The organism is Agromyces sp. PvR057 (assembly GCF_040547485.1).
Taxonomy (GTDB): Bacteria; Actinomycetota; Actinomycetes; order Actinomycetales; family Microbacteriaceae; genus Agromyces.
Genome location: NZ_JBEPPT010000004.1, coordinates 43,231 through 67,641 on the forward strand (window position 1 = coordinate 43,231; position 24,411 = coordinate 67,641).

Sequence of the window (24,411 nt, forward strand, 5' to 3'; positions counted from 1 at the left end):
GTCAGCGACGGCGCTCCTGCATCGTGAAGCCGACGAGGAGGTCGCGCTGCAGGCCGAACATCTCCTTCTCGTCTTCGGGCTCGGCATGGTCGAATCCGAGCAGGTGCAGCATGCCGTGCGTCGTGAGCAGGAGGAGCTCGTCGATGAGCGGATGCCCCGCGGTGCGCGCCTGCGCCTCGGCGACCTGCGGGCACAGCACGACGTCGCCGAGGAGGCCGGGCGGGGCCGGGTTCTCCTCGCTGCCGGGGCGCAGCTCGTCCATCGGGAAGCTCAGCACGTCGGTGGGACCGGGCTCGTCCATCCACTGGACGTGCAGCTGCTCCATCGCGCCCTCGTCGACGAGCACGATCGCCAGCTCGGCGTCGGCGTGCACGTGCAGGGCGTCGAGCACGTAGACCGCGAGGCGCTGCAGCACCTCCTCGTCGATCTCGACCGCGGATTCGTTGTTGACCTCGATGCTCACGAGTTGATGCCCCTTCGAGGGAGGTGGTCGCGCGGGCCGGCGTGCCCGCGTCGTTCGGCGCGGTTCGCGAACTCGCGCGCCTGGTCGCGCTCGAAGCGCTGCGCCTGGGCGCGTTGGTCGTACTCGGTGTAGGCGTCGACGATCTGGCCGACGAGGGTGTGCCGGACGACGTCGTCGCTCGTCAGCGTCGCGAAGTGGATGTCGTCGATGCGGTCGAGGATGCGGGGCACGAGACGGAGTCCGCTCGCCCCGCCCGGAAGGTCGACCTGCGTGACGTCGCCGGTGACGACCATCTTCGACCCGAAGCCGAGCCTCGTGAGGAACATCTTCATCTGCTCGGGCGTCGTGTTCTGCGCCTCGTCGAGCACGACGAACGAATCGTTCAGCGTGCGGCCGCGCATGTAGGCGAGTGGCGCGACCTCGACCGTGCCCGAGGCGAGGAGCTTCGGCACCATCTCTGGGTCCATCATCTCGTTGAGCGCGTCGTAGAGCGGCCGGAGGTACGGGTCGATCTTGTCGGTGAGCGTGCCCGGCAGGAACCCGAGGCGCTCCCCCGCCTCGACGGCCGGACGCGTGAGGATGATGCGGCTGACCTCCTTGCGCTGCAGGGCCTGCACGGCCTTCGCCATCGCGAGGTAGGTCTTGCCGGTGCCGGCCGGGCCGATGCCGAAGACGACGGTGTGCTCGTCGATGGCGTCGACGTAGGCGCGCTGGCCCTCGGTCTTCGGTCGGATCGTCTTGCCGCGCGAGGCGACGATGACCTGTCCGAGCAGTTCGGACGGACGGGATTCGGGATCGGCGTCGATCATGCGTGCCGAGCTCCTCACTTCGGTGGGTGTCGGGTCCTGGCCGGCTCGCACGAGCTCCAGGAGTTCTTCGATGAGACGGCGCACGCGCAGGCGCTCGTCGGTGGCCCCGCGGATGCCGATCTCGTTGCCGCGCACGTGCACCTCGACATCGGGGTACTCGCGCTGGATCGTGGTCAGCAGCCGGTCCTGCGGGCCGAGCAGCCGCACCATGGCGATGCCGTCGATGCGCAGGCGCTCCTCGTCGGCTCGCTCGGCGACCGGCTCGTCGGCGCGTCGCGCGTCGGGTGCGCCGGCCGGGGGTCGCACGTCGTCGCGCTGCGGGTCTTCGCCCTGCGGATCAGCCGCCAAGCGAGGCCTCCTCGAGGCCGCCGGCGAGCACGTGCGCGTGCACGTGGAAGACGGTCTGGCCGGCTGCCGCGCCCGTGTTGAACACCAGTCGGAACTCGCCGTCGGCGAGGTCGGCCGCGACGCCGTTGGCGACCTCGACGAGTTCGGCGAGCAACGCGGGGTCGCCCGCGGCGAGCTCGACGACGTCGCGGTAGGCGCCGGACTTCGGCGTGACGACGACATGCACCGGCGCCTTGGGGGCGATGTCGTGGAACGCGATCACGTTCGCCGTCTCGGCGACGATGTTCGCGGGGATCTCACGCGCGGCGATGCGCTCGAACAGGGTCGGCTCGGCGGTTGAGGTCATGTCCCCATCGTAGCGAGGGATGCCTCACCACCGCCCGAGTCGGGCGTTCAGCACCGCGATCGCGGCGGGGCCGGCGGTCGAGGTGCGCAGGACCGAGTCGCCGAGGCGGACGGTCTCGGCGCCGGAGGCCACGAGCCGCTCGATCTCGGCCGGCGCGATGCCGCCCTCCGGCCCGACGACGAGCGCGAGGTCGCGGCCGTCGTCGCGGAGGTCGGTGAGCGGCGTCGTCGCGGTGGGTTCGAGCAGCAGCAGGCGGGCGCCGTCGAGCAGCGCGGGAAGCCCGGCGGTCGCGGTGAGCGGTGCGACCTCTGGCATCCACGGCCGGATGGACTGCTTGGTCGCCTCGCGCACGATGCTCGCCCAGCGGGCCCGGCCCTTGTCGGCCTTCGGCCCCTCCCAGCGGGAGACGGACCGGCTCGCCGACCACGGCACGATCGCATCGACGCCGAGTTCGGTGGCCGCCTGCACCGCGAGCTCGTCGCGGTCGCCCTTCGCGAGGGCCTGCACGAGCACGATGCGCGGGCTCGGCGCCGGCGTCGTGGTGACCTCGCCGACCTCGAGCACGAGCTCGCGTGGAGCCGCCTCGACCACCGTCGCCGTGGCCAGCACGCCGCGACCGTTGCCGACCGCGAGCTGCTCGCCGACGCGCACCCGCGAGACCGTCACCGCGTGCCGCGCCTCGTCGCCGGTGAGGCGCACGAGGTCGCCGGCTGCGGCGCCCGTCAGCTCGAGGCCCTCGTCGAGGTAGAGGTGGCTCATCGCGCGCCCGTCAGCCGAGGAACTTGTCGCGCAGGCGGGCGAACAGGCCCTGCTGGAAGTGGCTGAGCTCGGGGGCCGGCGCCTTCTTCGACGACGCGAACTGCTGCACGAGGTCGCGCTCCTTCGCGGAGAGCTTGGTGGGCGTGACCACCTGCACCCCCACGCGGAGGTCGCCGCGACCGCTGCCGCGGAGCTTGGACACGCCGCGATCCTTCACGGTGAGGATCTCGCCGCTCTGCAGCCCGGCCTTGATCTCGACCTCGACGTCGCCGTCGAGCGCCTCGATCTTCGCCGTGGTGCCGAGGATCGCGTCGGTCATCGACACCGCGAGGGTGGCGAGCAGGTCGTCGCCGTTGCGGCTGAACACGTCGTGGTTCTTGACCTTGATCTCGAGGTAGAGGTCGCCGTTGGGCCCTCCGGCGGGGCCGGACTCGCCGGAACCGGGCATCTGCAGCCGCACGCCGGTGTCGACGCCCGCAGGGATGTCGACGGGAACCGTGCGGCGGGCGCGCACGCGGCCCTGGCCCTGGCAGGTCACGCACGGCGTCGCGATGACGGTGCCGTACCCACGGCAGGTGCCGCACGGGCTCGACGTCATGACGTTGCCGAGCAGCGACCTGACGGCCCGCTGGATCGACCCCGTGCCGTGGCAGATGTCGCAGGTCACCGGCGAGGTGCCCGGCTGGCAGCAGGACCCGTGGCAGGTCTGGCACACCACGGCGGTGTCGACCTCGATGTCGCGGTGCGTGCCGAAGATGACCTCGTCGAGTCCGACCTCGACGCGGATCAGGGCGTCCTGACCGCGCTCGCGGCGGGAGCGGGGGCCCCTGGTCTGCTGGGTGCCGCCGAAGAACGTCTCGAAGATGTCGCCGAAGCCGCCGAAGCCCTGCCCGCCGCCGCCGAACCCGCCCTGATCGCCGAGGTCGTACTGCTGACGCTGCTTCGCATCGGAGAGCACGTCGTACGCGTGCGTGACCGACTTGAAGCGCTCGGATGCCTCGGCGCCGGGGTTGACGTCGGGATGCAGCTCGCGCGCCAGGCGGCGGTAGGCCTTCTTGATCTCGTCTGGGGTGGCGTCGCGTGAGACGCCGAGGACCTCGTAGTGGTCTGCCACGGAGGGCGTGTCCTTTCGATTGCGGATGCCGGTGGGGGCCGGCTGCTCAGTTCTCGCCGAGCGTGCGGGAGAGGTATCGGGCGACCGCGCGAACGGCCGCCATGCTGCTGGAGTAGTCCATGCGCGTGGGCCCGACCACGCCGAGCCGGGAGATGTCGCGGCCCGGGATCTCGAAGGCGCTGGACAGCACGGACGTCTCGCCGAGGCCGAACGACGCGTTCTCGCGGCCGATGCGCACGGCCACGGCGTGCTCGTCGGCGGCCATCTCGCCGAACAGCCTGAGGAGCACGACCTGCTCCTCGATGGCCTCGATGACGCCGAGGATCGACCCCGCGAAGTCCTGCTCGGTGCGCACGAGGTTCGCGGCGCCGGCGACGACGAGGCGGTCCTGGCGCTGCGCGCGGGCCTGGTCGGCGAGCGTCGACGCGAGGGCTCGCAGCACGAGGGCGTCGGCCGGAGCGACGTCGGCGAACTCGCCGGACAGCGACTCCGCGGCATCCGCCATCGCCCGATTGCCGGCGAGATCGTTCAGCCGTGCGCGATGCGCCGAGAGGGCGGCCTCGTCGACCGGGTTCGGGAGCTCGGCGACCCGTTGCTCGACCTGGCCGGAGTCGGTGATGAGGATGCACAGCACGCGGTCGGGCGCGAGCGAGACGAGCTCGACGTGCCGTACGCGGGCGCTGCCGAAGCTCGGGTACTGCACGACCGCGAGCTGCTTGGTCAGCTGCGCGACGAGGCGGACCGTGCGTGCGAGGAGTTCGTCGAGGTCGCTCGATTCGCCCAGGAACGTCTCGATCGCGAGCCGCTGCGCCCTGCTCATCGGGCGCACGTCGGTGAGCTGGTCGACGAAGACCCGGTAGCCCTTGTCGGTGGGGATGCGGCCCGACGACGTGTGCGGGGCGGCGATGAGCTCCTCCTCTTCGAGGAGGGCCATGTCGTTTCGGATGGTCGCCGCCGAGACGCCGAACGAATGCCGCTCGACGATGGCCTTCGACCCCACCGGTTCGCGTGACGCGACGTAGTCCTGCACGATCGCCCTGAGGACGGCGAGGCTGCGTTCGGAGACCATGTCCCTCGCTTTCCCGGCGGTGTTGGCACTCAGTGGACCTGAGTGCCAATCATACCGCTCAACTCAGGGTAATCCCCATTGCCGACACTCCTGCCCGGCGCTACCGTGGGCATGTTCCGCGACACACCGAGCCGCGACCGCCCACCCCTCACGGCCGCGGAACCGTCCCCGAAGCCCCGAAAGGCACGCACATGTCAGATCCAAACGCAGGCCCGTCCGATCCGAACGTGCCGCCCACGCCGCCGCAGCAGCCGGCCGCTCCCCAGCCCGCGGGCCAGCCCGCCGCAGCTGGCGCGCCGCTCTCGCGCGAGCAGGACGTGCAGTGGGGCTCGTTCGCACACCTCGGCGGCATCATCGGATTCCTGCCGTCGCTCATCATCTGGCTCGTCTTCAAGGACCGCGGCCGGTTCACGGACACCGAGGCGAAGGAAGCGCTCAACTTCCAGATCACGCTCGTCTTCGCCCAGATCGCGATCTTCATCCTGACCTCGATCATCACGATCGTCACGTTCGGCATCGGCGGCGTGCTCGGCCTGCTCTCGTGGGCGGTCTGGATCGTCGGCGTCGTCTTCTCGATCATCGCGTTCCTCCAGGCCAAGGACGGACGCAACTACCGCTACCCCTTCGCCATCCGACTCATCAAGTAGTCGAGCCGCGCACATCGCCCGCCGCTGGAGCGTCACTCCCCGCGGCGGGCGTTGCTGTGCCAGCATGAAGGCGTCCGCAGTCCCCGCGCCGATTCGGCGCATCCGAACAGGAGAAGACGATGTCCGATCTGCCCCCTCCCCCGCCGCCGCAGAACCCATACGAGCAGAGCCCGCCGCTCAGCCCGAACGACGAGAAGCTCTGGTCGACGCTCGTGCACATCGGCGGCATCTTCTTCAGCTTCATCCCGGCGCTGATCGGCTACCTGATCCTCAAGGACAAGGGCCCCTTCGTTCGCGCCCACACCGCGACCGCGCTGAACTTCCAGATCACGATGACGATCGCACTCATCGTCGGCAGCATCCTGACGCTCGTCGTCATCGGGCTGTTCATCATCCTCGCGGTCTACGTGCTGATCATCGTGTTCAGCATCATCGCCGCCGTCAAGGCGAACCAGGGCGAGCCCTATTCGTACCCGCTCACGATCAAGTTCGTGAGCTGATCGGGGTCAGTCCTCGAGCAGGCGCCGCACGACGGCGTCCGCGAGCAGCCGTCCTCGCCGAGTGAGCGTCAGCCCGCCGGCGAGGGCGGCTTTCGCGTCCACGAGCTCATCGGCGATGAGGCCGGCGACCGCGTGGCGGCCGCCCGCGTGCAGCGACGCGATGTCGATGCCCTCGCGGATGCGCGTGAGCAGCAGCACGCGCTCGGTCTCACGGGTCGGCGCGTCGAGCACCTCGCGCCCGACGGCGGGCGAGTGCCCGGCGGCGAGGCGCTCGGCATAGGCGGCCGGATGCTTCGCGTTCCACCAGCGGACCCCGCCGACGTGGCTGTGGGCTCCCGGCCCGACGCCCCACCAGTCGTCGCCCCGCCAGTAGCCGAGGTTGTGCCGGGAGCGGTGCGCGGCATCCGTCGCCCAGTTGCTGACCTCGTACCACTCGAAGCCGGCCTCGGCGAAGGCCGTGTCGGCCAGTTCGTACATGTCGGCCTCGAGGTCGTCGTCGGGCTGGGCGAGTTCGCCGCGCCGGATCTGCCTCGCGAGCTTCGTGCCGTCCTCGACGATGAGCGCGTAGGCGCTCACGTGGTCGGGTCGCTCGGCGACGACCGCGTCGACGCTGCGCCGCCAGTCGTCGAGGGACTCCCCCGGGGTTCCGTAGATGAGGTCGAGGCTCACGTCGAGCCCGGCGTCGCGCGCCCAGCGCACGACGAGGGGCACCCGCGCGGGGTCGTGCGTGCGGTCGAGCGCCGCGAGCACATGCGGCACCGCCGACTGCATGCCGAACGAGACGCGCGTGAACCCGCCTTCAGCGAGCCGCACCAGGTCGTCGGGGCCGACGGAATCGGGGTTCGCCTCGGTCGTGACCTCGACGCCGGGCGCGAAGCCGAACTCGTCGCGAACCGCCGCGAGCATGCGCACGAGGTCGTCGGCGGGCAGGATCGTCGGCGTTCCGCCCCCGAAGAAGACCGTCTCGGCCTCGCGGGGCGCGACACCGGATGCCGCGAGCACGCGCCGCGACATCCGGATCTCGTCGATGGCCTGGTCGGCGTAGTCGACCTGGCGGGCGCCGCGGAGTTCGCTCGCCGTGTACGTGTTGAAGTCGCAGTAGCCGCAGCGCACCCGGCAGAACGGGACGTGCACGTAGACGCCGAACGCCCGGTCGTGCGCGCCGTGGGCCGCGGTCTCAGGCAGGATGCCGTCGAGCGGTGCCGGCTCGCCGAGCGGCAGCGCGGAACCCACGTCTACACGCCGCCCGCGGGATGCAGGGCGCGCAGCTGCTGCCTGGTCAGCTCGCGTCGGCGGCGGCGGACGAAGGGCGCGAGGATGCGCTTCGCGCCGCCGGCCGTCGCCCGGAAGGAGCGGATCGTGAGCCACACCGTGTCGTCGTCGCGACGCTCGAGGACGAACGACTCCTCGCCGCTCTCGAGCCCATCGGCCGTGGTGCCGAACGCGTATCCGACCCGGCCGGGCTCGTCGATGACGTAGACCACGAGCACCGGGGTCTCCTGCGGGCGGAAGCGACCGCGGCGCACGAGCGTGGCCTGCATGCCTGAGGCGATGTAGGCGGTGCCGTCCTCCCCGAAGCGGTCCTCGGTGCGGGGCCCCGGCTGCTCGGCGAGCGGGGTGCCCTCGGCGTCGTAGACGATGCCGGGATACTGGGCGCCGGTGCCGGAGGAGACCTCCGTCACCTCGTACCCCGCGCCGCGCTGGATGCCCCACGTCATGAGGGCCTCGGCCGCGCGGTCGAAGCGGTCGACGCCGCTGCCGAGGCGCACGGTGTCTTCAGCGGGCCGGTAGCCGGCGGGCGGATACCGCATGAGGTCGGGTTCGAGCGTCGCGCCGATCGAGCCGTACGTGACGGACTGGTCGGTGAAGGTGCTGCGTCGGGTCATCGGTCGTCCTGCTACTTCTTGTCCTTCTTCTCGACGTCGCCGCTCAGGGCGGCGATGAACGCCTCTTGGGGAACCTCCACGCGGCCGACCATCTTCATGCGCTTCTTGCCCTCCTTCTGCTTCTCGAGGAGCTTGCGCTTGCGGCTGATGTCACCGCCGTAGCACTTGGCGAGGACGTCCTTGCGCATGGCGCGGATCGACTCGCGCGCGATGATGCGCGCACCGATCGCGGCCTGGATGGGCACCTCGAACTGCTGGCGCGGGATGAGCTCGCGCAGGCGCCCGGTCATGAGCACGCCGTACGCGTACGCCTTGTCGCGGTGCACGATCGCGCTGAACGCGTCGACCTGCTCGCCCTGCAGCAGGATGTCGACCTTCACGAGGTCGGCCGCCTGGTCGCCGACGGGCTCGTAGTCGAGCGACGCGTAGCCGGCGGTCTTCGACTTCAGCTGGTCGAAGAAGTCGAACACGATCTCGCCGAGCGGCATGTTGTAGCGGATCTCGACGCGGTCCTCGCCGAGGTACTCCATGCCGAGCAGCGCACCGCGCCGCGACTGGCAGAGCTCCATGATCGTGCCGACGTAGTCCTTCGGTGCGAGGATCGCGGCGCGGACCATGGGTTCGCGCACCTCGGTGATCTTCGCGCCCGTGGGGAACTCGCTCGGGTTCGTGACGGTGACCGTCTTGCGGTCTTCGGTGGTGACCTCGTAGACGACGGACGGCGCGGTGGCGATCAGGTCGAGCCCGAACTCGCGCTGCAGTCGCTCGGTGATGATCTCGAGGTGCAGCAGGCCGAGGAAGCCGCAGCGGAAGCCGAAGCCGAGCGCGACCGAGGTCTCGGGCTCGTAGACGAGCGACGCGTCGGAGAGCTTGAGCTTGTCGAGCGCCTCGCGCAGCTCGGGGTAGTCGCTGCCGTCGATCGGGTAGAGACCGGAGAACACCATCGGCAGGGGTTCGGTGTAGCCCGGCAGCGCCTCGGTGGCGGGCTTGAGTGCCGTGGTGACCGTGTCGCCGACCTTCGACTGGCGCACGTCCTTCACGCCGGTGATGAGGTAGCCGACCTCGCCGACGCTGAGCCCCTTCGAGGGCGTCGGCTCGGGAGCGCTCACGCCGATCTCGAGGATCTCGTGGTTCGCCTTCGTCGAGAGCATCTGGATGCGCTCGCGCGGGTTCAGGCGACCGTCGACCATGCGCACGTAGGTGACGACGCCGCGGTAGCTGTCGTAGACGGAGTCGAAGATCATCGCACGCGCCGGGGCATCCGCATCGCCGACCGGGGCCGGGATGCGCTCGACGACCCGGTCGAGGAGGTCCTCGACCCCGAGGCCCGTCTTGCCCGAGACCTTCAGCACGTCGTCGGGCGAGCCGCCGATGAGCTCGGCGAGTTCGCGCGCGTACTTCTCGGGCTCGGCCGCCGGGAGGTCGATCTTGTTCAGCACCGGGATGATCTCGAGGTCGTTCTCGAGCGCGAGGTAGAGGTTCGCGAGCGTCTGCGCCTCGATGCCCTGCGCGGCATCGACCAGGAGGATCGCACCCTCGCAGGCCGCGAGCGAGCGCGAGACCTCGTAGCTGAAGTCGACGTGGCCCGGCGTGTCGATCATGTTCAGGGCGTAGGACGTGTCGCCGACCTGCCACGGCATGCGCACCGCCTGGCTCTTGATCGTGATGCCGCGCTCGCGCTCGATGTCCATTCGGTCGAGGTACTGGGCGCGCATGTCGCGGTCGCTCACCACCCCGGTGATGCCGAGCATGCGGTCGGCGAGGGTCGACTTGCCGTGGTCGATGTGCGCGATGATGCAGAAGTTGCGGATCAGCGCGGGGTCGGTGGCCGCAGGCACCGGCGGGGTAACAGCTCTCGGAGACATCCAGACGATTCTCCCATGAGTTGGCTTCGCACTTTCGACGGATGCCGCGCGCAGGCCCCCGCGACTACGCTGACACGCACCATGACCGCGCCCGCAGCCCCCGCTCCGCTCCCCTTCGTCGACTTCGGGAGGGTCTCGCCGTCGGCCCTCCGGCCCGTGTTCGTCACGCTCCGATTCGGCCTGCACGTGCTCGTGGTCGGGCTCGCGCTGTTCGTCATGATCCGCGCGCTGCTCGCCGACGACCAGTACGAGGCGGCGATCACGATCCTGACCGTCGCGTTCCTCGCGTGCTACGGCGCGGGCATCGCGACCTCGCACCGCAACCTGCCGCAGTGGGCCCGCGTGCTGTGGCTCACGGCCCTCCTCGCGCTCTGGGCCGGCATGTCGGCGATGACCCCCGATGCCGCGTTCCTCGCGTTCCCCCTCTTCTTCCTCGAGCTGCACGTGCTGGCCGCGCCCCTCGCCGTCCCGCTCGTGATCGTCACGTTCGGCCTCTCGGTGTGGGGCACGGCGAGCCACCTCGGATTCGACGTCGGCACGATCCTCGGGCCGCTGATCAGCGCGGGCGTAGCGATCGTCATCGGCCTCGGCTACCGCGCCATGGCGCAGGAGACGAAGGACCGCCAGGCGCTCATCCTCGACCTCATCGCCACGCGCGAGGAGCTGTCGACCGCGAGCCGCGAGGCCGGCACCCTCGCCGAGCGCGAGCGCATCGCCCGCGAGATCCACGACACCGTGGCGCAGGGGCTCTCGAGCATCCAGATGCTCCTGCACGCCGCCGAACGCGACATCGCCGACGAGCGCACGCTCGAGAAGCTGAGACTCGCCCGTGAGACCGCCTCGGAGAACCTCGCGGAGACCCGTCGCTTCATCCGGGAGCTCAGCCCGCCCTCGCTCGACGAGCAGACGCTGCCCGCAGCGCTCCGCCGCCTCGCGGCCGCCGTCGACGAGCAGGCCGCCCAGGCGGGCGCCGCGACCAGGGTCTCGTTCTCGACGAGCGGCGAGCCGGTGACCCTGCCCATGGCGATCGACGCCACACTGCTGCGCATCGCGCAGGGCGCCCTCGCGAACGTGCTGCGCCACGCCCGCGCCACGCGCGCCGAGCTCACCCTCAGCTACCTCGGCGACGAGGTCGCGCTCGACATCGTCGACGACGGCGTCGGCTTCGACCCCGCTGCGCTCGCCGCCGGTCCCGGCGCCGAGCTGCGGTACGGCCTGCGGGCGATGCGCGAGCGCGCCGAGCGCGAGGGCGGCTCGATCGAGGTCGAGTCGCATCTCGGCGAGGGCACCGCCGTGTCGGTGCGGATCCCAACGGTGACGGCATGAACGGCCGCGAGGCGATGCCGGAGGCGGGCTCCGCCTTCGGCGATGGGGCCGGCTCGGAAGCCGCCGCCGGCATCCGGCTGCTGATCGCCGACGACCACCCGGTCGTGCGCGCGGGGGTGCGCGCCATGCTCGAGGCAGAAGACGACCTCGTGGTCGTCGCCGACGTCGACCGTGCGGATGCCGCGGTCCGCCGTGCCGCCGACGGCGACGTCGACGTGGTGCTCATGGACCTGCAGTTCCCGTCCGACATGCAGGGCGCGGAGGCGACGCGGCACATCCGCTCGCTCGACGACGCGCCGCGCGTGCTCGTGCTCACCAACTACGACACGGATGCCGACATCCTGAGCGCGATCGAGGCCGGCGCGAGCGGCTACCTGCTGAAGGACTCGCCGCCCGGCGAGCTCACGGCGGCGATCCGCGCCGCGGCGACCGGCGAGCCCGCGTTCGCTCCGGGCGTCTCGTCGCGCCTCGACGCGAATGACGGCCTCGAGCGCCTGACCGGCCGCGAGGCCGAGGTGCTCGGCCTCGTCGCGAGCGGTCACACCAACCGGGAGATCGGGCGAGCGCTGTTCCTCAGCGAGGCGACCGTCAAGTCCCATCTCGTGCACATCTTCACCAAGCTCGAGGTCGGTTCGCGCACGGCGGCCGTCGCCAGGGCACGCGCACTCGGCATCATCCGGTCGAACTGATCGAGGCCGCCGCGTCGCCCGGAACCCGGCGCATTGGTGCCGCGAGCGCGTTGCTGGTATCGTTGCCTGTTGGCTTGCGTGTGGGTCCCACCCCGCACGATTCGCCGCGCGAGGCCCCTCTACCTTCGCTCGGCACATCCGGTACCCGCACAAGAACGAAAGACGAACCACGTGGCAAACATCAAGTCGCAGATCAAGCGCATCAAGACGAACCTGAAGGCTCAGGAGCGCAACAAGGCCGTCAAGAGCCAGGTCAAGAGCGCCGTCCGCGCCGCTCGCGAGGCCATCGCCACCGGTGACAAGGACAAGGCCATCGCCGCCGTCCGCGTTGCTGGTCGCAAGCTCGACAAGGCCGCCAGCAAGGGCGTGATCCACAAGAACCAGGCCGCGAACCGCAAGTCGGCCATCGCGAAGCAGGTCGCTGCGCTCTGAGGCACAGCAGCTGATCGAACGCCCCGCACGGATCGTGCGGGGCGTTCGTCGTTTCCGGGCCACGCGCATGCGTTTCCAAGAACGGGCGGGCACGATCGAGCGAGGCGACGACCTCGCGACGAGGCGGCTGGGCGGGCCGGTGACGCCGATGACGCGCCGACGACACCGCGGTGATGCCAGTGACGCAGTGACGGCCAGGCCAGGCGGTGACGGCCGTGCCAGGCGCTGCCACCGAATGCCGCCGACCGTGCCGGGCGACGACTACGCGACGAGGCGGCCTCGCGAGGCGATGACGCCGATGAGCCGCTCGAGGGCGAACACGGGATCGCGCTCGGCCCCCTTGACCGCGGCATCGGTTCGCGCGAGCTGCACGATGGCCTGCTGGAGCCCCTCGTCGGTCCACCCGGCGAGATCGCGACGCGCCCGGTCGACCTGCCACGGGGCGAGACCGAGCGACGACGCCACGCCGGGCCCGCCGCCGCGCACGCCGGAGACCTTGGCCATCGTGCGGATCTTCATCGCGAATGCGGCGACCATCGGCACCGGATCGGCTCCGCTGTCGAGCGCGTGGCGGAGCGCGACGAGCGCTTCGCCGTGACGGCCCGCGATCGCCGAATCCGCGACCTCGAAGGCGTTCGTCTCGACGCGACCGCCGTAGTACTTCGCGACCACGGCCTCGGTGATGTCGCCCGGGGCATCGGCGAGCAGCTGCCGGCAGGCGGCGTCGAGTTCGGCGAGATCGTCGCTGAATGCCGCGACGAGGGCGCGCAACGCCCGCGGTGCGATCGATCGGCCGGCCGCACGGATCTCGGTCTGCACGAAGTCCTGCTTGTCGGACTCGCGCTTGAGCTCGGCGCACACGATCTCGATGGCGTCGCCGTCGCCGGACCGGATCGCGTCGAGCATCTTCTTGCCGCGGACGCCGCCGCGATGGCGCACGACGACCGTGGTCGAGTCGGTCGACTGGCCGACGAAGTCGACCATGTCGAGGATGAGGTCGTCGGTCGCCTTCTCGGCGCCGTCGATGCGGATGAGCCGCGCCTCGCCGAAGAGGGAGGGGCTCGCGAGCGTCAGGAGCTCGCCGCGCTGATACCCGTCGCCGGCGATCTCGCTGACCTCGAGGTCGGGGTCTTCGGCCCGCAACTGATCGCGCAGCAGGCTCGAGGCCCGCTCGGCGAGCACGTCTTCGGGGCCCGAGATGAGCACGATCGGCGCCGGCCGCACCTGGCTGTAGGTGAGCTGCGGAATCGCCGCAGCCTTCGCTCGCGTGCTGCCACGCGCCGCCCCACCGGATCGAGCCGCCACGGCACCTCCCTTTCCGAACAAGTCTACGGGCGGGGTGCGACATCACCCGCGTCGCGCTCGGTCCACAGCGCGAACCCGCCGTCGCCGTTCGCCGTCAGCAACGACGTCCCGGAACGGTCGCTTCGCACCGGCACGGTGCCCACCCGGTCGAGCAGGTCGAGCAGGCGGTCGGTCGGATGGCCGTACCCGTTGTCGGCACCGACGCCGATGACGCCGACGGTCGCCGAGAGCGTCTCGTAGAGTCGCTCGCTCTGGTCGGCCGAGCCGTGGTGGGCGACCTTCACGAGGTCGACGGGCCCGAGCGTCGCGGATGCGAACAGCCGGGCCTGCGCCTCCTCACCGAGGTCGCCGAGGAACACCGCACGGCCGAGGCCGCCCTCGACCTCGACCACGACGCTCGCATCGTTGCCCGGCGGCGTGTCGACCGGCGGCCAGAGCACCCTCCAGCGAGCGTCGCCCAGCACGCCCCGACGGCCGACCTCGACCTGGACGGCCTCCGCGCCGGCCGCGAGGAGCGGGTCGAGCACGCTCGAGGAGCGGCGATCGTCGAGCGGGCCGTGGATCACCGTCGTCACCATGCCGACGACGGCGTCGCTGCCCTCGACGTGGTCGGCATCCCAATGGGTGAGCACGAGCAGGTCGATGCGCTCGACGCCGAGCAGGTCGAGGCAGCGCGCGAGGGCCGACGGGTCGGGGCCCGTGTCGAAGAGCGCGATCGCCCCCTCGGAGCGCACGAGCACGGCGTCGCCCTGCCCCACGTCGCAGTCCGCGACATCCCACTCCCCCGGATGCGCCGCGCGCGCGACCGCCGTCGGACCGACGACGGCGCCGATCGGCACGGCGACGAGGAGGATCAGCGCCGCGGTCGCCGAACGCCGCAGCATCGGGGCGCCGCGGCGATCGAGCAGCAGCCACAGTGCCAGGGCCGTCGCCACGAGCAGGATGCCGGCGCCGGCTGCATCGGGGAGCCACGGCAGACGCCCGCCTGGCAGTCCGGCCGCGCCGTGCGCGACGAGGGCGATCCACGACGCGGGCACCCACGCGACCTGGAGGAACGCGTACCCCACCGATGGCAGCAGCGGCAGCAGGAGGCATCCGAGCATGCCGACGACGGTGCCGATCGGCGCAGCGGGCGCGGCGAGCAGGTTCGCCGGAACTCCGTAGACCGCGATGGCCGGGTCGAGCAGGATGAGCACCGGCTGGCACGCCAACTGCGCGGCGACCGGCACCGCGAGCACGACGGCGAGCGGGGTGGGCATCACGTCGGCGAGGCGACGGGCCAGCGGGCCTGCGAGCAGGAGCAGGCCGGCGGTCGCGGCGGCCGACAACGCGAAGCCGTAGTCGCGCGCGAGCCATGGATTCTGCACGAGGAGGAGCACGACGGCGACCGACAACGCCGACGTACCGCCGGCTCGCCGCGACGACACCACCCCGATGAGGATCACGACCGCCATCGCAGCAGCCCGGATGACGCTCGCCTGCGGCGTCACGAGCACCACGAAGCCGGCGAGGCATGCGAGCGCGACGACGACCCGGGTGCGCCGACCGAGTCCGCACGCGGCGGCCAGGCCGAACGCGGCCGCCGTCACGATGGCGCAGTTCGCGCCGGAGACGGCGGTGAGGTGCGTCAGCGAACTCGCCTTCATGGCGGCATCGAGCTCCGCGCCGACCGCGGACGTGTCGCCGATCGCGAGACCGGGAACGAGCGCGGCCCCATCGCCGTCGAGCTCGGCCGCGGCAGCAGCGAAGCCCCGGCGCAGGTCGGCGGCCCACGCGAGCCACGGCGGCGGCCCTGAGACCAGCTCGACCCGGTCGGGCGAGACGAGCCGGAAGGCGCTGGACTCGTCGGTCGCCAGCTGCTGGGCGCGCGCGGTGAAGGCGATGCGCGATCCCCACTCGACGTTCGTCGAAACGCTCAGGCCGACCGTGACGGGAACGCCTGGCGCGCGACTCCCCTCCACGTCGATGAGCACGCCGTCGACCCGGACCATCGGCTCGTCGGCCGCCCAGACCGCAGCGCGCATCGGACGCGGGGCGGTCGTCGCCTCGATGACGACCTCGACCGTGCGTCGGGTCTCCGCGGCGGCGGCGAGCGGCGAACGCTCGCGCTCCGCGAGCGCGACGGCGGCACTCGTGGCGGCCAGTGCGGCGCAGGACGCCACGACGAGGATCGTCGCTGCGGCGGCGACCACCGCCCGTCGGTGCGGCGCATGCCGACGCTCACGCGACACTCCCGCAGAGGGTCCGCCGTCCGCATCGCGCCGCGGGCGCCCCCGCGTCGACCAGCCGAGCGCGACGATCGCGGCGACGGCCGGGCCCCAGCACCCCACGACCGTCGCCCATGCGCTCACGCCGACCCCCGGCGCACCGACGGCCACCCATGCCGCGAGCCATGCCGCGCACGCGGGCAGCAGCATTCGCAGGTCGTGCACTCAGAGCGCCACGAGTTCGGCGAGCCCCGCGAACACGGCGTCGCCGATGCCGGTGACGTCGAGCAGCTGGTCGACGCTCGTGAACGGCCCGTTCGCCTCGCGGTAGTCGAGGATGCGCTGCGCGAGCGCGGGGCCGATGCGCGGCAGCGTGTCGAGCTCGGCGACGTCGGCCGTGTTGAGGTGCACGAGGCCGTCGGATGCCGCACCGCCCCCGGACGCACCGCCGCCACCGGCGTCGGCGACCGGCACCTGGCCGATCGCGAGCACGACGAGCTGTTCGCCGTCGACGACCGGACGGGCGAGGTTCACGCCCGCGGGGTCGGCGACGGCCGTGAACCCACCGGCCGCGGCCACCGCGTCGACGACGCGCGCCCCTGCGTCGAGCTCGACGAGACCGGGTCGGGCGACGGCCCCGAGCACGTGCACGAGCAGCGGCAGCGGCGCTCCGACCGTGCCGCCCGCCTGATCGGCGCCACCCGCAGGATCGGAGCGATCGTTCGTGCCGGCCGCGCTGCCGCCGGCACCGACGCCCGCCGCGCCCGAGCCGCCGATGACCTCGTGCGAGCCGCCCCCGCCCGACGCGAACGAGATGACGGCGGCCGCCGCGACCGCCGCGACGAAGAGCACGACGGCGGCGCCCACGGCGATGCGCACTCGGGGCCCGGCGCGCCGCGTTGACGGATCGAGCACGTCGAACGCGTCACGCGCCTCGACCGCGTCGTGCACGTCACGGGCATCGAGCGGAGCGGGTTCGGCGGGCATGCCCGCACGCTATCGACGCCCCGGAACGGGCATCGGCCGGCCGAGTCGAAACCCGGCCGGCCGATGCCGGTGGTGCGCTGGGGAGGAGCGGTCAGCCCTTGATCGCGATGTTCACGAGGCGCGGAGCACGCACGATCACGTTGACGATCTCGCTGTCGCCGATCGTGCGGATGACCGCCGCCGACGCCCGCGCGAGCACCTCGAGCTCGTCGCCCGAGATCTTCGGCGAGACCTCGATGCGGTCGCGCACCTTGCCGTTCACCTGCACGATCGCGGTGACCGACTCCTCGACGAGGAGGGCCGGGTCGGCCTTGCGCCACGGCACGAGGGCCACGGTCGGCTGGTAGCCGAGGCGCTCCCACATGTCTTCAGCCGTGTACGGCGCGAACAGGTCGAGGATCATCGCGGTGACCTCGGCCGCCTCGCGGACCGCCGCGTCGCCCGCGCCGGGGCCGGAGTCGATCGCCTTGCGGGTCGCGTTGACGAGCTCCATGAGGCGTGCGACGACGACGTTGAACTTGAACGCCTCGACCAGGCCGGGCGCATCGGCCAGCAGGCGGTGGGTGACCCGGCGGAGCGCCGCGTCGCCCGTCTTCCATTCGACGTCGGGACTCGAGGTGACCTCGCCCGAGATGCGCCAGGCGCGGGCGAGGAACTTCGCGGCGCCGACCGGCGAGACGTCCGCCCAGTCGATGTCGTCTTCGGGCGGGCCGGCGAACGCGAGCGTCACGCGCAGCGCGTCGGCACCGTGGGCGCCGAGCTCGCTCGCGAACTCGACGAGGTTGCCCTTCGACTTGCTCATCTTGGTGCCGTCCATGATGACCATGCCCTGGTTCAGCAGCGAGGTGAACGGCTCGGTGAAGCTCAGGTAGCCCTCGTCGAAGAGGACCTTGGTGATGAAGCGGGAGTAGAGCAGGTGCAGGATCGCGTGCTCGACGCCGCCCACGTACTGGTCGACGGGCGCCCACTTCTCGGCCTCGGCCGGGTCGAACGCCATGCCCTCGTCGTTCGGGTTCAGGTAGCGCAGGTAGTACCAGGAGCTGTCGACGAACGTGTCCATGGTGTCGGAGTCGCGGCGCGCCGCGCCGCCGCAGTTCGGGCACGACACGTTGACCCAGTCTTCGGCGGCGCCGAGCGGGCTCGAGCCCTTCGGCTTGAGGTCGAGGCCCGCGGCATCCGGAAGCCGGACCGGCAGGTCGCTGTCGGGAACGGGCACCTCGCCGCAGTCGGCGCAGTGGATGATCGGGATGGGCGTGCCCCAGTACCGCTGGCGCGAGATGAGCCAGTCGCGCAGGCGGTAGTTCTTCGCCGCGCGCCCGAGGCCGCGGTGCTCGAGCAGGTCGATGACGCGGCGGATGGCGTTGGACTTCGAGAGCCCGTCGAGCGGGCCGGAGTTGATGAGCCGGCCCTCGCCGGTGAGCGCGACGCCCGTCTCGGCGGGGTTCAGCGGCGGCAGGTCGTCGGGGAGGTACGGGTCGCCGTTCTCGTCGAGCGGGATCACCGGGATCACGCCCGTGACGGGCTGGTTCGTGTCGACGACGACGCGCACGGGCAGGTCGAACGCGCGCGCGAAGTCGAGGTCGCGCTGGTCGTGCGCGGGCACGGCCATGATCGCGCCGTGGCCGTAGTCGGCCAGCACGTAGTCGGCCGCCCAGATCGGCAGGCGCTCGTCGTTGACGGGGTTGATCGCGTAGCGCTCGAGGAACACGCCCGACTTGGGGCGGTCGGTCGCGAGGCGGTCGATGTCGCTCTCGGTGCGCACCGAGTCGAGGTAGCCCTCGAAGCGGGCCTTGACCTCGTCGGACGCCCCCGCGGCGAGCTCTGCCGCGAGTTCGGAGTCGGGCGCGACGACCATGAAGGTCGCCCCGAAGAGCGTGTCGGGTCGCGTCGTGAAGACCGGGACGCGCTCCTCGCGGCCCTCGATCTCGAACTCGACGTCGGCACCGGCCGAGCGGCCGATCCAGTTGCGCTGCATCGAGATCACCTTCGACGGCCAGGCGCCCTCGAGCTGGTTCAGGTCGTCGAGCAGGCGGTCGGCGTAATCGGTGACGCGGAAGTACCACTGCGTGAGGGCCTTCTTCGTGACCACGGCGCCGCAGCGCTCGCAGTGCCCGTCGATGACCTGCTCGTTGGCGAGCACCGTCTGATCGTTGGGGCACCAGTTGACCTGGCCGGCCTTGCGGTAGGCGATGCCCTTCTCGTAGAGCTTCAGGAAGAGCCACTGGTTCCAGCGGTAGTACTCGGGGTCGCTCGTGTGCAGTTCGCGCGACCAGTCGAACGACGGCGCGTACTGGCGGAACGAGCGCTTCTGCTGCTCGATGTTCGCGTAGGTCCAGCCGCGGGGGTCGACGCCGCGCTTGATGGCCGCGTTCTCGGCGGGGAGGCCGAACGAGTCCCAGCCGATCGGATGCAGCACGTCGAAGCCCTGGTGGCGCCAGTAGCGTGCCACGGTGTCGCCATAGCCGAACGCCTCGGCGTGGCCCATGTGCAGGTCGCCTGAGGGGTAGGGGAACATGTCGAGGATGTACTTGCGCGGCTTCGTGTCACCGGGGCGGCCCGCCGCGAACGGCTTCGCCTCGTCCCACACCGGAAGCCACTTCGCCTGGATGGCGGCGAAGTCGTATGCGCCGGGGTCGACCTGGTCGTGATCGTGTGCCACGTGACTCTCAATCGTGTCGATGCGGTTGGCCCGCACTGCTCAGGGCACGCCAGACGTCGACGCACCGAGCATCAAGCCTACTCACTCGGGCTGGGCAGTGGCCGCGCCCAGGACCGCGAGCAGCGCACGGGCCTTGATCCGGGTCTCCTCGACCTCCTCGGAGGCGACGGAGAGCGCCGTGATGCCGCCGCCCGTGCCGATCGAGGCGCCGGTCGGACCGAGCAGGATCGACCTGATGACCATCGCGAGGTCGAGGCTGCCGTCGACGGCGAGGTAGCCGAACGCGCCCGAGTAGACGCCGCGCGGCCCGCCCTCGAGCGCGTGCAGGATCCGCATGGCGCTGTGCTTGGGCGCGCCCGTCATCGATCCGGCGGGGAACGCCGAGCGCACGGCGTCGACGGCGGTGAGCGGATGCCGGAGGCGGGCGCGCACCGTCGAGACGAGCTGGTGCACGTGCGGGTACTCCTCGACCGCGAGCAGGCTCGGCACGCGGACCGTGCCGAGCTCGGCGATGCGCCCGAGGTCGTTGCGCATGAGGTCGACGATCATGAGGTTCTCGGCGCGTTCCTTGTCGCTCTCCTCGAGCTCGCGTCGCAGGCGCCGGTCCTGCTCGGGGTCGGCGTGCCGAGGGCGCGTGCCCTTCATCGGCTTCGTCGAGACCACGCCGTCGCGCGAGACGTGCAGGAACAGCTCTGGCGACGCGCTGAGCAGCGCGTGCTCGCCGAACCGGAGGTAGCCGCCATGGTGGGTCGGGCTCGACCGGCGCAGCGCGAGGTAGGTCCTCGCGGGGTCGGGCGCGACGTCGACGTCGACCCGGTTCGTGAGGCACAGCTGGTAGGCGTCGCCGCGGTGGATCGCCTGCTGGCACGCGTCGATGAGGCGCGTGTAGGTCGCGGCATCGTGGCGCCACCTGGCCATCGGCACCGCCGACCGTGACGGGCGAGCGGATGCCGGCGGCTCCGCCGGGCGCGTCTCGAGTGGCTCGGCGGGCTCCGGCCGACCGCGAAGGCCGTCCCAGACGGCCGCGAGGTCGAGCGCCCACGCTGCGGCCTCGCCGTCGGCGTCGACATCGGCGTCGACGTCGGCGCCGCCCTCCAACCAGACGAGATCGGCCGTGCGCGCACGGTGGTCGAACACGATCGCCCGATCGACCCAGAGGAACGCCGCGTCGGGCGTCTCGGTCTCGGCCGCCGGAACGCCCACGAGCGCGGCGCCGAGCTCGTACCCGAACCAGCCGTACCAGCCCAGCGGGCCCGCCGGCGCGCCGGCCGTCTCCGATCCCACGCGGTCGTCCGCATCCTCGGCGTCGTCCGCCCGGGGCTCGGCGAGTCGCTCGGCGAGCACGTCGAACACGTCGCCGACCGTCGCGGTGCGCGACAGCACCGGACCGGCGGATGCCGCGGGCCGCGACCTCGTGATCGTGCCGGCCGAGACATCCGCCGTCAGCAGCTCGGAGCCGGCGTGCGCCGACGCGATCACGCTGAGGCCGCTGGTGGCGTCGGAGCCGCCGTCGAGCCAGACCACGTGGGTGGCGTCGGTGAAGTGCGCACGGAAGAGCAGGTGCGGATCGAGCCACCCGTCGAGCCGGCGGCGTCGGGTTCGGCGCGGCATCCGTTCAGCCTATGTCGTCGAGCGGCCGTCGAGCCGACCTTCGGCGATGGCGAGCGTGCGATCGATGAGGCGGTCGTCGACGGGCGCGTGAGAGATGACGAGCACGGTCCGGCCGGCCCCGCGTGCCGCGGCGACGAGGTCGTGCATGAGCGCACTGGCCTGCGCCGCGTCGACGTTCGCGGTCGGCTCGTCGAGCACGAGCACCGGGAACCCCGCGAGCGTGGCCCGTGCGAGCGCGATGCGCTGCGCCTGACCGCCGGAGACGAGCGATCCGCGTTCGCCCACCGGCGCGTCGAGTCCGCCGCGCTCGGCGACCCAGTCGCGCAGTCCCACGCGCTCGAGGGCGTCGAGCAGGTCGTCGTCGGTCGCCGCATCGTTCGCGAAGAGCAGGTTCTGCCGCACCGATTCGTCGAAGAGCCATGGCCGCTGCTCGACGAGTCCCACGATCCGGCGGAGCGCGTCGGGGTCGAGCTCGGACGCCTCGACGCCGCCGAGCCGGTACGAACCGTCGTAGTCGAGGAACCGCACGAGCACGTGGGCGAGCGTGGTCTTGCCCGCTCCGGACGGCCCGCGCAGCAGGGCGCACTCCCCCGGCACGAGGTCGAGGTCGACCTGCACGAGCGCGGTTCCGGATGCCGCTGGCGGCCCGTTCCGCGTGGTCGCCGCGTCGGCGGGGTCGCCGTCACCGGCGACGGCCTCCGCCACGGCCGGCCACGACGCCCGCAGGCCGCGCAGGCTGATCGCCGGCGGCGCGCCGGCCGGAGGCGGATCAGCGGGCTCCACGGGTGGGACGGGCACCCCGGCCGGCACCTGCTCCGGCACGGCCGACTCGACGCGAGCGGCGCTGGTGCGCGCCTGCCGCCAGGCGGTCGCCGCGAGCGGGATCGCCGCCGCGACCTCGGCGATGGCGAGCGGCACGAGCGCGAGCACCGCGAAGGCCGGACCGCCGATGCGGCCGTCCTCGAGCAGGGGTGCGGCGGCCGCGAGACTGCCGGCGACCGCGAAGCCGCCGATCGCGGTCATCGCAGCGGATGCCGCGCCCGCCGCCATGATCCGGGACCGCGTCGCCCTGGCGAGCCGGTCGCCGAGCCGCTCGATGCGGGCCCGGCTGCCCTCGGCGGCGTCGAACGCGACGAGCACGTCGACGGACTGCACGTGCTCGAGCACGGCGGCCTGCAGGTCGCCGCGGAGCGGCGCGAGTTCGCGCTGGGCGCGCGCCGAGGCGAAGGACTGGGCGAGCAGGGTGAGCCCGATGCCGAGCACGAGGCACGCGAGCACGGCCACCGCCGAGGCCGGCGCGAGCAGGGCCACGCCCACGATCGCGGCGATGAGGACGATCGCCGCGCTCACGAGCGGCTGCACGACGCGCAGCGGCACGTTCTGCAATTCGTCGACGTCGTCGACGAAGCGGGCGAGGAGGTCGCCGCGGCGTGCGCCCGCGAGTCCGTCGGGTGCCACCGGCAGCATCCGCTCGAACACGCCGGTGCGGATCGCGGCGAGCTGCCGGAACGAGGCGTCGTGGCCCGTGAGCCGCTCGAGGTAGCGGAAGACCGCCCGCCCGAGGGCGAAGGCGCGCACCCCGACCACGGCGACCGAGAGGTAGAGCACGGGCGGCTGCTCGGCCGCGCGCGCGATGAGCCAGGCCGAGCAGGCGAGCAGCGCGATCGCCGAGAACCCGGAGGCGATGCCGGACAGTACCGACGGCGCGAGCCTGCCCGCCGAAGGGGTCGCCGCTCGGAGCATGATGGAGCCGCGCTCAGACATGCGCACCCGCGAGGTCGAGCGTGCGGTCGGCCGCGGCGACGACGCCGGCGCGGTGGGTCGCGACGAGCACGAGGCAGCCGTCCTCGGCGAGTTCGCGCAGGCCCGCCGCGATGGCGGCCTCGTGCGCGGGATCCTGCGCCGACGTGGGCTCGTCGAGCAGCACGACGGTGGCCCGTGTCGCGAGCGCTCGGTGCAGGGCGCGGGCGATCGCGACGCGCTGCGCCTGCCCGCCGGACAGGCCCGTCCCGCCATGGCCGACCGGGGTCTCAGGGTCGAGGCCGACGGCCGCGAGTCGCATGGCCCGCTGCGCGAACGCCGGGTCGGCGTGCTCGGCGCCGAGGCGCACGTTCGAGGTCACCGTTCCGCCGGAGAGCGTCGCACCCTGCGGCGCCCAGGCGATCGACGCGCGGGCCGCCGCCCCCGGAGGCTCGCCGTCGACGAGCACCTCGCCGCCCATCGGCGCGAAGCCGAGCAACCCCGCGAACAGGCTCGACTTGCCGATGCCGCTCGGCCCCGTGACCGCGACGACGTCGCCGGGGCGAGCCACGAGATCCACGCCGTCGATCACGACCACGCCGCCGCGGCGAACGCTCGCACCGACGAGCGAGACGCCGGATGCGGCATCCGCGACCCGTTCGCCACGGGCCGCACCCACGTCGGCGGCCGCGCGCTCCTCGGCGGCCGCGATCAGCTCGAACGCGTCGTCGGACGCCGCGACCCCCGCCGACGACGCATGGAACGCCGCCCCGACGTTGCGCACGGGCAGGAAGATGTCGGGCGCGAGGATCAGCACGAACAGGCCGGGCAGCAGGTCGATCTCGCCCCACACGAGCCGGAACCCGATCGAGACCGCGACGATCGCGACCGACAGGCTCGCCGCGAACTCGAGCGTGAACCCGGAGAGGAAGGTCACGCGCAGCACCGCCATCGTGCGCTTGCGGAAGTCGTCGGTGATCGCGCCGATGCGCTCGACCTGGCGCCGCGCACGCCCGAACACGATGAGCGTCGAGAGCCCGCCGACCACCTCGAGGAACCCGTGCGAGAGGGTGCCGAGCGAGTCGTACTGCCGGCGCTGCACCCCGGCCGTGGCCATGCCGATGAGCGCCATGAACAGCGGGATCAGCGGCAGCACGATGACGAACACGAGACCGGACAGCGGGTCGGCGGCCCACGCGACCGCGATGAGGATCGGCGTCGACACCACCGTCAGCACGAGCTGTGGGAGGTACGACCCGAAGTACGCGTCGAGTGCGTCGAGGCCGGGGCCGAGCAGGGTCGTCGTGCGGCCGCTCGAGAACCCCGGAACCCCCGCAGGCGCGGATTCGATCGACTCGAGCAGGTCGCGGCGCAGCTCCTGCTTGACGCGCATCGCCCCGGCTGAGCCGACGAGCTCCCACGACCACGCCGCCAGGGCGCGGACGGATGCCGAGGCCACGAGCAGCACGAGCAGTGGCCACGCCTGCGACATCCGCTCGCCCTCGATGAGGTTCGCGACGAGCGACGCGAGCGCGTAGGCGAGTCCGATGGTCGCGGCGGTCTGGAGCAGGGCGAGCGCGCCGCCGACGAGGAGGAACCGTCGGGCGGCGCGCGAGCGCCGGATGAGTCGTGGATCGAGGGGTTTCACG

At 72.1% G+C, this 24,411-nt stretch carries 21 protein-coding genes; 5 read left to right on the plus strand and 16 right to left on the minus strand.

Annotated elements, in window-relative coordinates:
- Position 1: 1 nt before the first annotated feature.
- The 6 genes from ybeY to hrcA all read right to left on the minus strand — a co-directional run bounded on the left by ybeY (position 2) and on the right by hrcA (position 4,908).
- Positions 2-463 (minus strand): rRNA maturation RNase YbeY, encoded by a 462-nt coding sequence (gene ybeY / locus ABIC29_RS14840; RefSeq protein ID WP_116085033.1) that lies wholly within the window; start codon positions 461-463, stop codon positions 2-4.
- A complete protein-coding gene (locus ABIC29_RS14845; RefSeq protein WP_116085482.1) occupies positions 460-1,482 on the minus strand; it encodes a PhoH family protein in 1,023 nt (340 codons plus the stop codon). Before ABIC29_RS14845 ends, ybeY begins: the two co-directional genes overlap by 4 nt.
- Positions 1,483-1,609: 127 nt before the next feature.
- Positions 1,610-1,966 carry an HIT domain-containing protein gene (locus tag ABIC29_RS14850; protein WP_116085036.1) on the minus strand — a complete coding sequence of 119 codons (357 nt, stop codon included), beginning with the start codon at positions 1,964-1,966 and terminating at the stop codon, positions 1,610-1,612.
- Between the two features lie 24 nt (positions 1,967-1,990).
- Positions 1,991-2,725 carry a 16S rRNA (uracil(1498)-N(3))-methyltransferase gene (locus ABIC29_RS14855; protein ID WP_116085039.1) on the minus strand — a complete coding sequence of 245 codons (735 nt, stop codon included), beginning with the start codon at positions 2,723-2,725 and terminating at the stop codon, positions 1,991-1,993.
- Positions 2,726-2,735: 10 nt separating this feature from the next.
- Positions 2,736-3,839, minus strand: a complete 1,104-nt coding sequence (gene dnaJ / locus ABIC29_RS14860; protein ID WP_116085042.1) for a molecular chaperone DnaJ — start codon at positions 3,837-3,839, stop codon at positions 2,736-2,738.
- A 46-nt stretch (positions 3,840-3,885) separates the two neighbouring features.
- Positions 3,886-4,908 carry a heat-inducible transcriptional repressor HrcA gene (hrcA, locus tag ABIC29_RS14865; protein ID WP_116085045.1) on the minus strand — a complete coding sequence of 341 codons (1,023 nt, stop codon included), beginning with the start codon at positions 4,906-4,908 and terminating at the stop codon, positions 3,886-3,888.
- 191 nt (positions 4,909-5,099) lie between these two features.
- Here hrcA and ABIC29_RS14870 point away from each other — a divergent pair, with 191 nt between their 5' ends.
- Both ABIC29_RS14870 and ABIC29_RS14875 read left to right on the plus strand, forming a co-directional pair.
- A complete protein-coding gene (locus ABIC29_RS14870) occupies positions 5,100-5,555 on the plus strand; it encodes a DUF4870 domain-containing protein (protein WP_116085048.1) in 456 nt (151 codons plus the stop codon).
- 119 nt (positions 5,556-5,674) lie between these two features.
- Positions 5,675-6,055: a DUF4870 domain-containing protein gene (locus tag ABIC29_RS14875; protein WP_116085050.1), complete on the plus strand. Its 381-nt coding sequence runs from the start codon at positions 5,675-5,677 to the stop codon at positions 6,053-6,055.
- Positions 6,056-6,061: 6 nt separating this feature from the next.
- On the opposite strand, the gene hemW is transcribed toward ABIC29_RS14875, so the two are convergent.
- From hemW to lepA, 3 genes are read right to left on the minus strand one after another with little or no spacing between them, the layout of a single operon-like run.
- Positions 6,062-7,288 (minus strand): radical SAM family heme chaperone HemW, encoded by a 1,227-nt coding sequence (gene hemW, locus ABIC29_RS14880; RefSeq protein ID WP_354246580.1) that lies wholly within the window; start codon positions 7,286-7,288, stop codon positions 6,062-6,064.
- A 2-nt stretch (positions 7,289-7,290) separates the two neighbouring features.
- Positions 7,291-7,941 (minus strand): DUF1990 domain-containing protein, encoded by a 651-nt coding sequence (locus ABIC29_RS14885; RefSeq protein WP_116085055.1) that lies wholly within the window; start codon positions 7,939-7,941, stop codon positions 7,291-7,293.
- An 11-nt stretch (positions 7,942-7,952) separates the two neighbouring features.
- Positions 7,953-9,806 (minus strand): translation elongation factor 4, encoded by a 1,854-nt coding sequence (gene lepA, locus ABIC29_RS14890; RefSeq protein ID WP_116085057.1) that lies wholly within the window; start codon positions 9,804-9,806, stop codon positions 7,953-7,955.
- An 81-nt stretch (positions 9,807-9,887) separates the two neighbouring features.
- Here lepA and ABIC29_RS14895 point away from each other — a divergent pair, with 81 nt between their 5' ends.
- The 3 genes from ABIC29_RS14895 (at position 9,888) to rpsT (ending at position 12,253) form a co-directional block, all read left to right on the plus strand.
- On the plus strand, positions 9,888-11,132 hold the full coding sequence (locus ABIC29_RS14895; protein WP_116085060.1) for a sensor histidine kinase: 1,245 nt from the start codon (positions 9,888-9,890) through the stop codon (positions 11,130-11,132).
- Between the two features lie 14 nt (positions 11,133-11,146).
- The gene (locus ABIC29_RS14900) at positions 11,147-11,821 is read left to right on the plus strand and encodes a response regulator (RefSeq protein WP_116085485.1); all 675 of its coding nucleotides are present in this window, start codon (positions 11,147-11,149) and stop codon (positions 11,819-11,821) included.
- A gap of 171 nt (positions 11,822-11,992) precedes the next feature.
- A complete protein-coding gene (rpsT, locus tag ABIC29_RS14905) occupies positions 11,993-12,253 on the plus strand; it encodes a 30S ribosomal protein S20 (protein WP_055858437.1) in 261 nt (86 codons plus the stop codon).
- Between the two features lie 261 nt (positions 12,254-12,514).
- Here the strand turns inward: rpsT and holA are convergent, their stop codons facing one another.
- From holA to cydD, 7 genes are all read right to left on the minus strand, one after another.
- A complete protein-coding gene (gene holA / locus ABIC29_RS14910; RefSeq protein ID WP_116085062.1) occupies positions 12,515-13,558 on the minus strand; it encodes a DNA polymerase III subunit delta in 1,044 nt (347 codons plus the stop codon).
- Between the two features lie 23 nt (positions 13,559-13,581).
- Positions 13,582-15,990 carry a ComEC/Rec2 family competence protein gene (locus ABIC29_RS14915; RefSeq protein WP_354246587.1) on the minus strand — a complete coding sequence of 803 codons (2,409 nt, stop codon included), beginning with the start codon at positions 15,988-15,990 and terminating at the stop codon, positions 13,582-13,584.
- Positions 15,991-16,752 carry a ComEA family DNA-binding protein gene (locus ABIC29_RS14920; protein WP_354246590.1) on the minus strand — a complete coding sequence of 254 codons (762 nt, stop codon included), beginning with the start codon at positions 16,750-16,752 and terminating at the stop codon, positions 15,991-15,993.
- A 91-nt stretch (positions 16,753-16,843) separates the two neighbouring features.
- Positions 16,844-19,411: a leucine--tRNA ligase gene (gene leuS, locus ABIC29_RS14925; RefSeq protein WP_354246593.1), complete on the minus strand. Its 2,568-nt coding sequence runs from the start codon at positions 19,409-19,411 to the stop codon at positions 16,844-16,846.
- A gap of 81 nt (positions 19,412-19,492) precedes the next feature.
- Positions 19,493-21,022, minus strand: coding sequence for an aminodeoxychorismate synthase component I (pabB, locus tag ABIC29_RS14930; protein WP_354246596.1), 1,530 nt, complete (start codon positions 21,020-21,022; stop codon positions 19,493-19,495).
- 9 nt (positions 21,023-21,031) lie between these two features.
- The gene (locus tag ABIC29_RS14935; protein WP_354246599.1) at positions 21,032-22,786 is read right to left on the minus strand and encodes an amino acid ABC transporter ATP-binding/permease protein; all 1,755 of its coding nucleotides are present in this window, start codon (positions 22,784-22,786) and stop codon (positions 21,032-21,034) included.
- On the minus strand, positions 22,779-24,410 hold the full coding sequence (gene cydD, locus ABIC29_RS14940) for a thiol reductant ABC exporter subunit CydD (protein WP_354246602.1): 1,632 nt from the start codon (positions 24,408-24,410) through the stop codon (positions 22,779-22,781). Before cydD ends, ABIC29_RS14935 begins: the two co-directional genes overlap by 8 nt.
- Between the last annotated feature and the right edge of the window lies 1 nt (position 24,411).

Excerpts from the sequence above, each read along its gene's own strand:
- ABIC29_RS14850 (WP_116085036.1), bottom strand. The coding sequence starts at position 1,966 with ATGACCTCAACCGCCGAGCCGACCCTGTTCGAGCGCATCGCCGCGCGT.
- ABIC29_RS14845 (WP_116085482.1), bottom strand. The coding sequence starts at position 1,482 with ATGGTGCGGCTGCTCGGCCCGCAGGACCGGCTGCTGACCACGATCCAG.
- ABIC29_RS14885 (WP_116085055.1), bottom strand. The coding sequence starts at position 7,941 with ATGACCCGACGCAGCACCTTCACCGACCAGTCCGTCACGTACGGCTCG.
- ABIC29_RS14920 (WP_354246590.1), bottom strand. The coding sequence starts at position 16,752 with ATGCCCGCCGAACCCGCTCCGCTCGATGCCCGTGACGTGCACGACGCG.
- pabB (WP_354246596.1), bottom strand. The coding sequence starts at position 21,022 with ATGCCGCGCCGAACCCGACGCCGCCGGCTCGACGGGTGGCTCGATCCG.
- hrcA (WP_116085045.1), bottom strand. The coding sequence starts at position 4,908 with ATGGTCTCCGAACGCAGCCTCGCCGTCCTCAGGGCGATCGTGCAGGAC.
- ABIC29_RS14870 (WP_116085048.1), top strand. The coding sequence starts at position 5,100 with ATGTCAGATCCAAACGCAGGCCCGTCCGATCCGAACGTGCCGCCCACG.
- lepA (WP_116085057.1), bottom strand. The coding sequence starts at position 9,806 with ATGTCTCCGAGAGCTGTTACCCCGCCGGTGCCTGCGGCCACCGACCCC.
- ABIC29_RS14935 (WP_354246599.1), bottom strand. The coding sequence starts at position 22,786 with ATGTCTGAGCGCGGCTCCATCATGCTCCGAGCGGCGACCCCTTCGGCG.
- ABIC29_RS14875 (WP_116085050.1), top strand. The coding sequence starts at position 5,675 with ATGTCCGATCTGCCCCCTCCCCCGCCGCCGCAGAACCCATACGAGCAG.
- ABIC29_RS14895 (WP_116085060.1), top strand. The coding sequence starts at position 9,888 with ATGACCGCGCCCGCAGCCCCCGCTCCGCTCCCCTTCGTCGACTTCGGG.
- ABIC29_RS14900 (WP_116085485.1), top strand. The coding sequence starts at position 11,147 with ATGCCGGAGGCGGGCTCCGCCTTCGGCGATGGGGCCGGCTCGGAAGCC.
- ABIC29_RS14855 (WP_116085039.1), bottom strand. The coding sequence starts at position 2,725 with ATGAGCCACCTCTACCTCGACGAGGGCCTCGAGCTGACGGGCGCCGCA.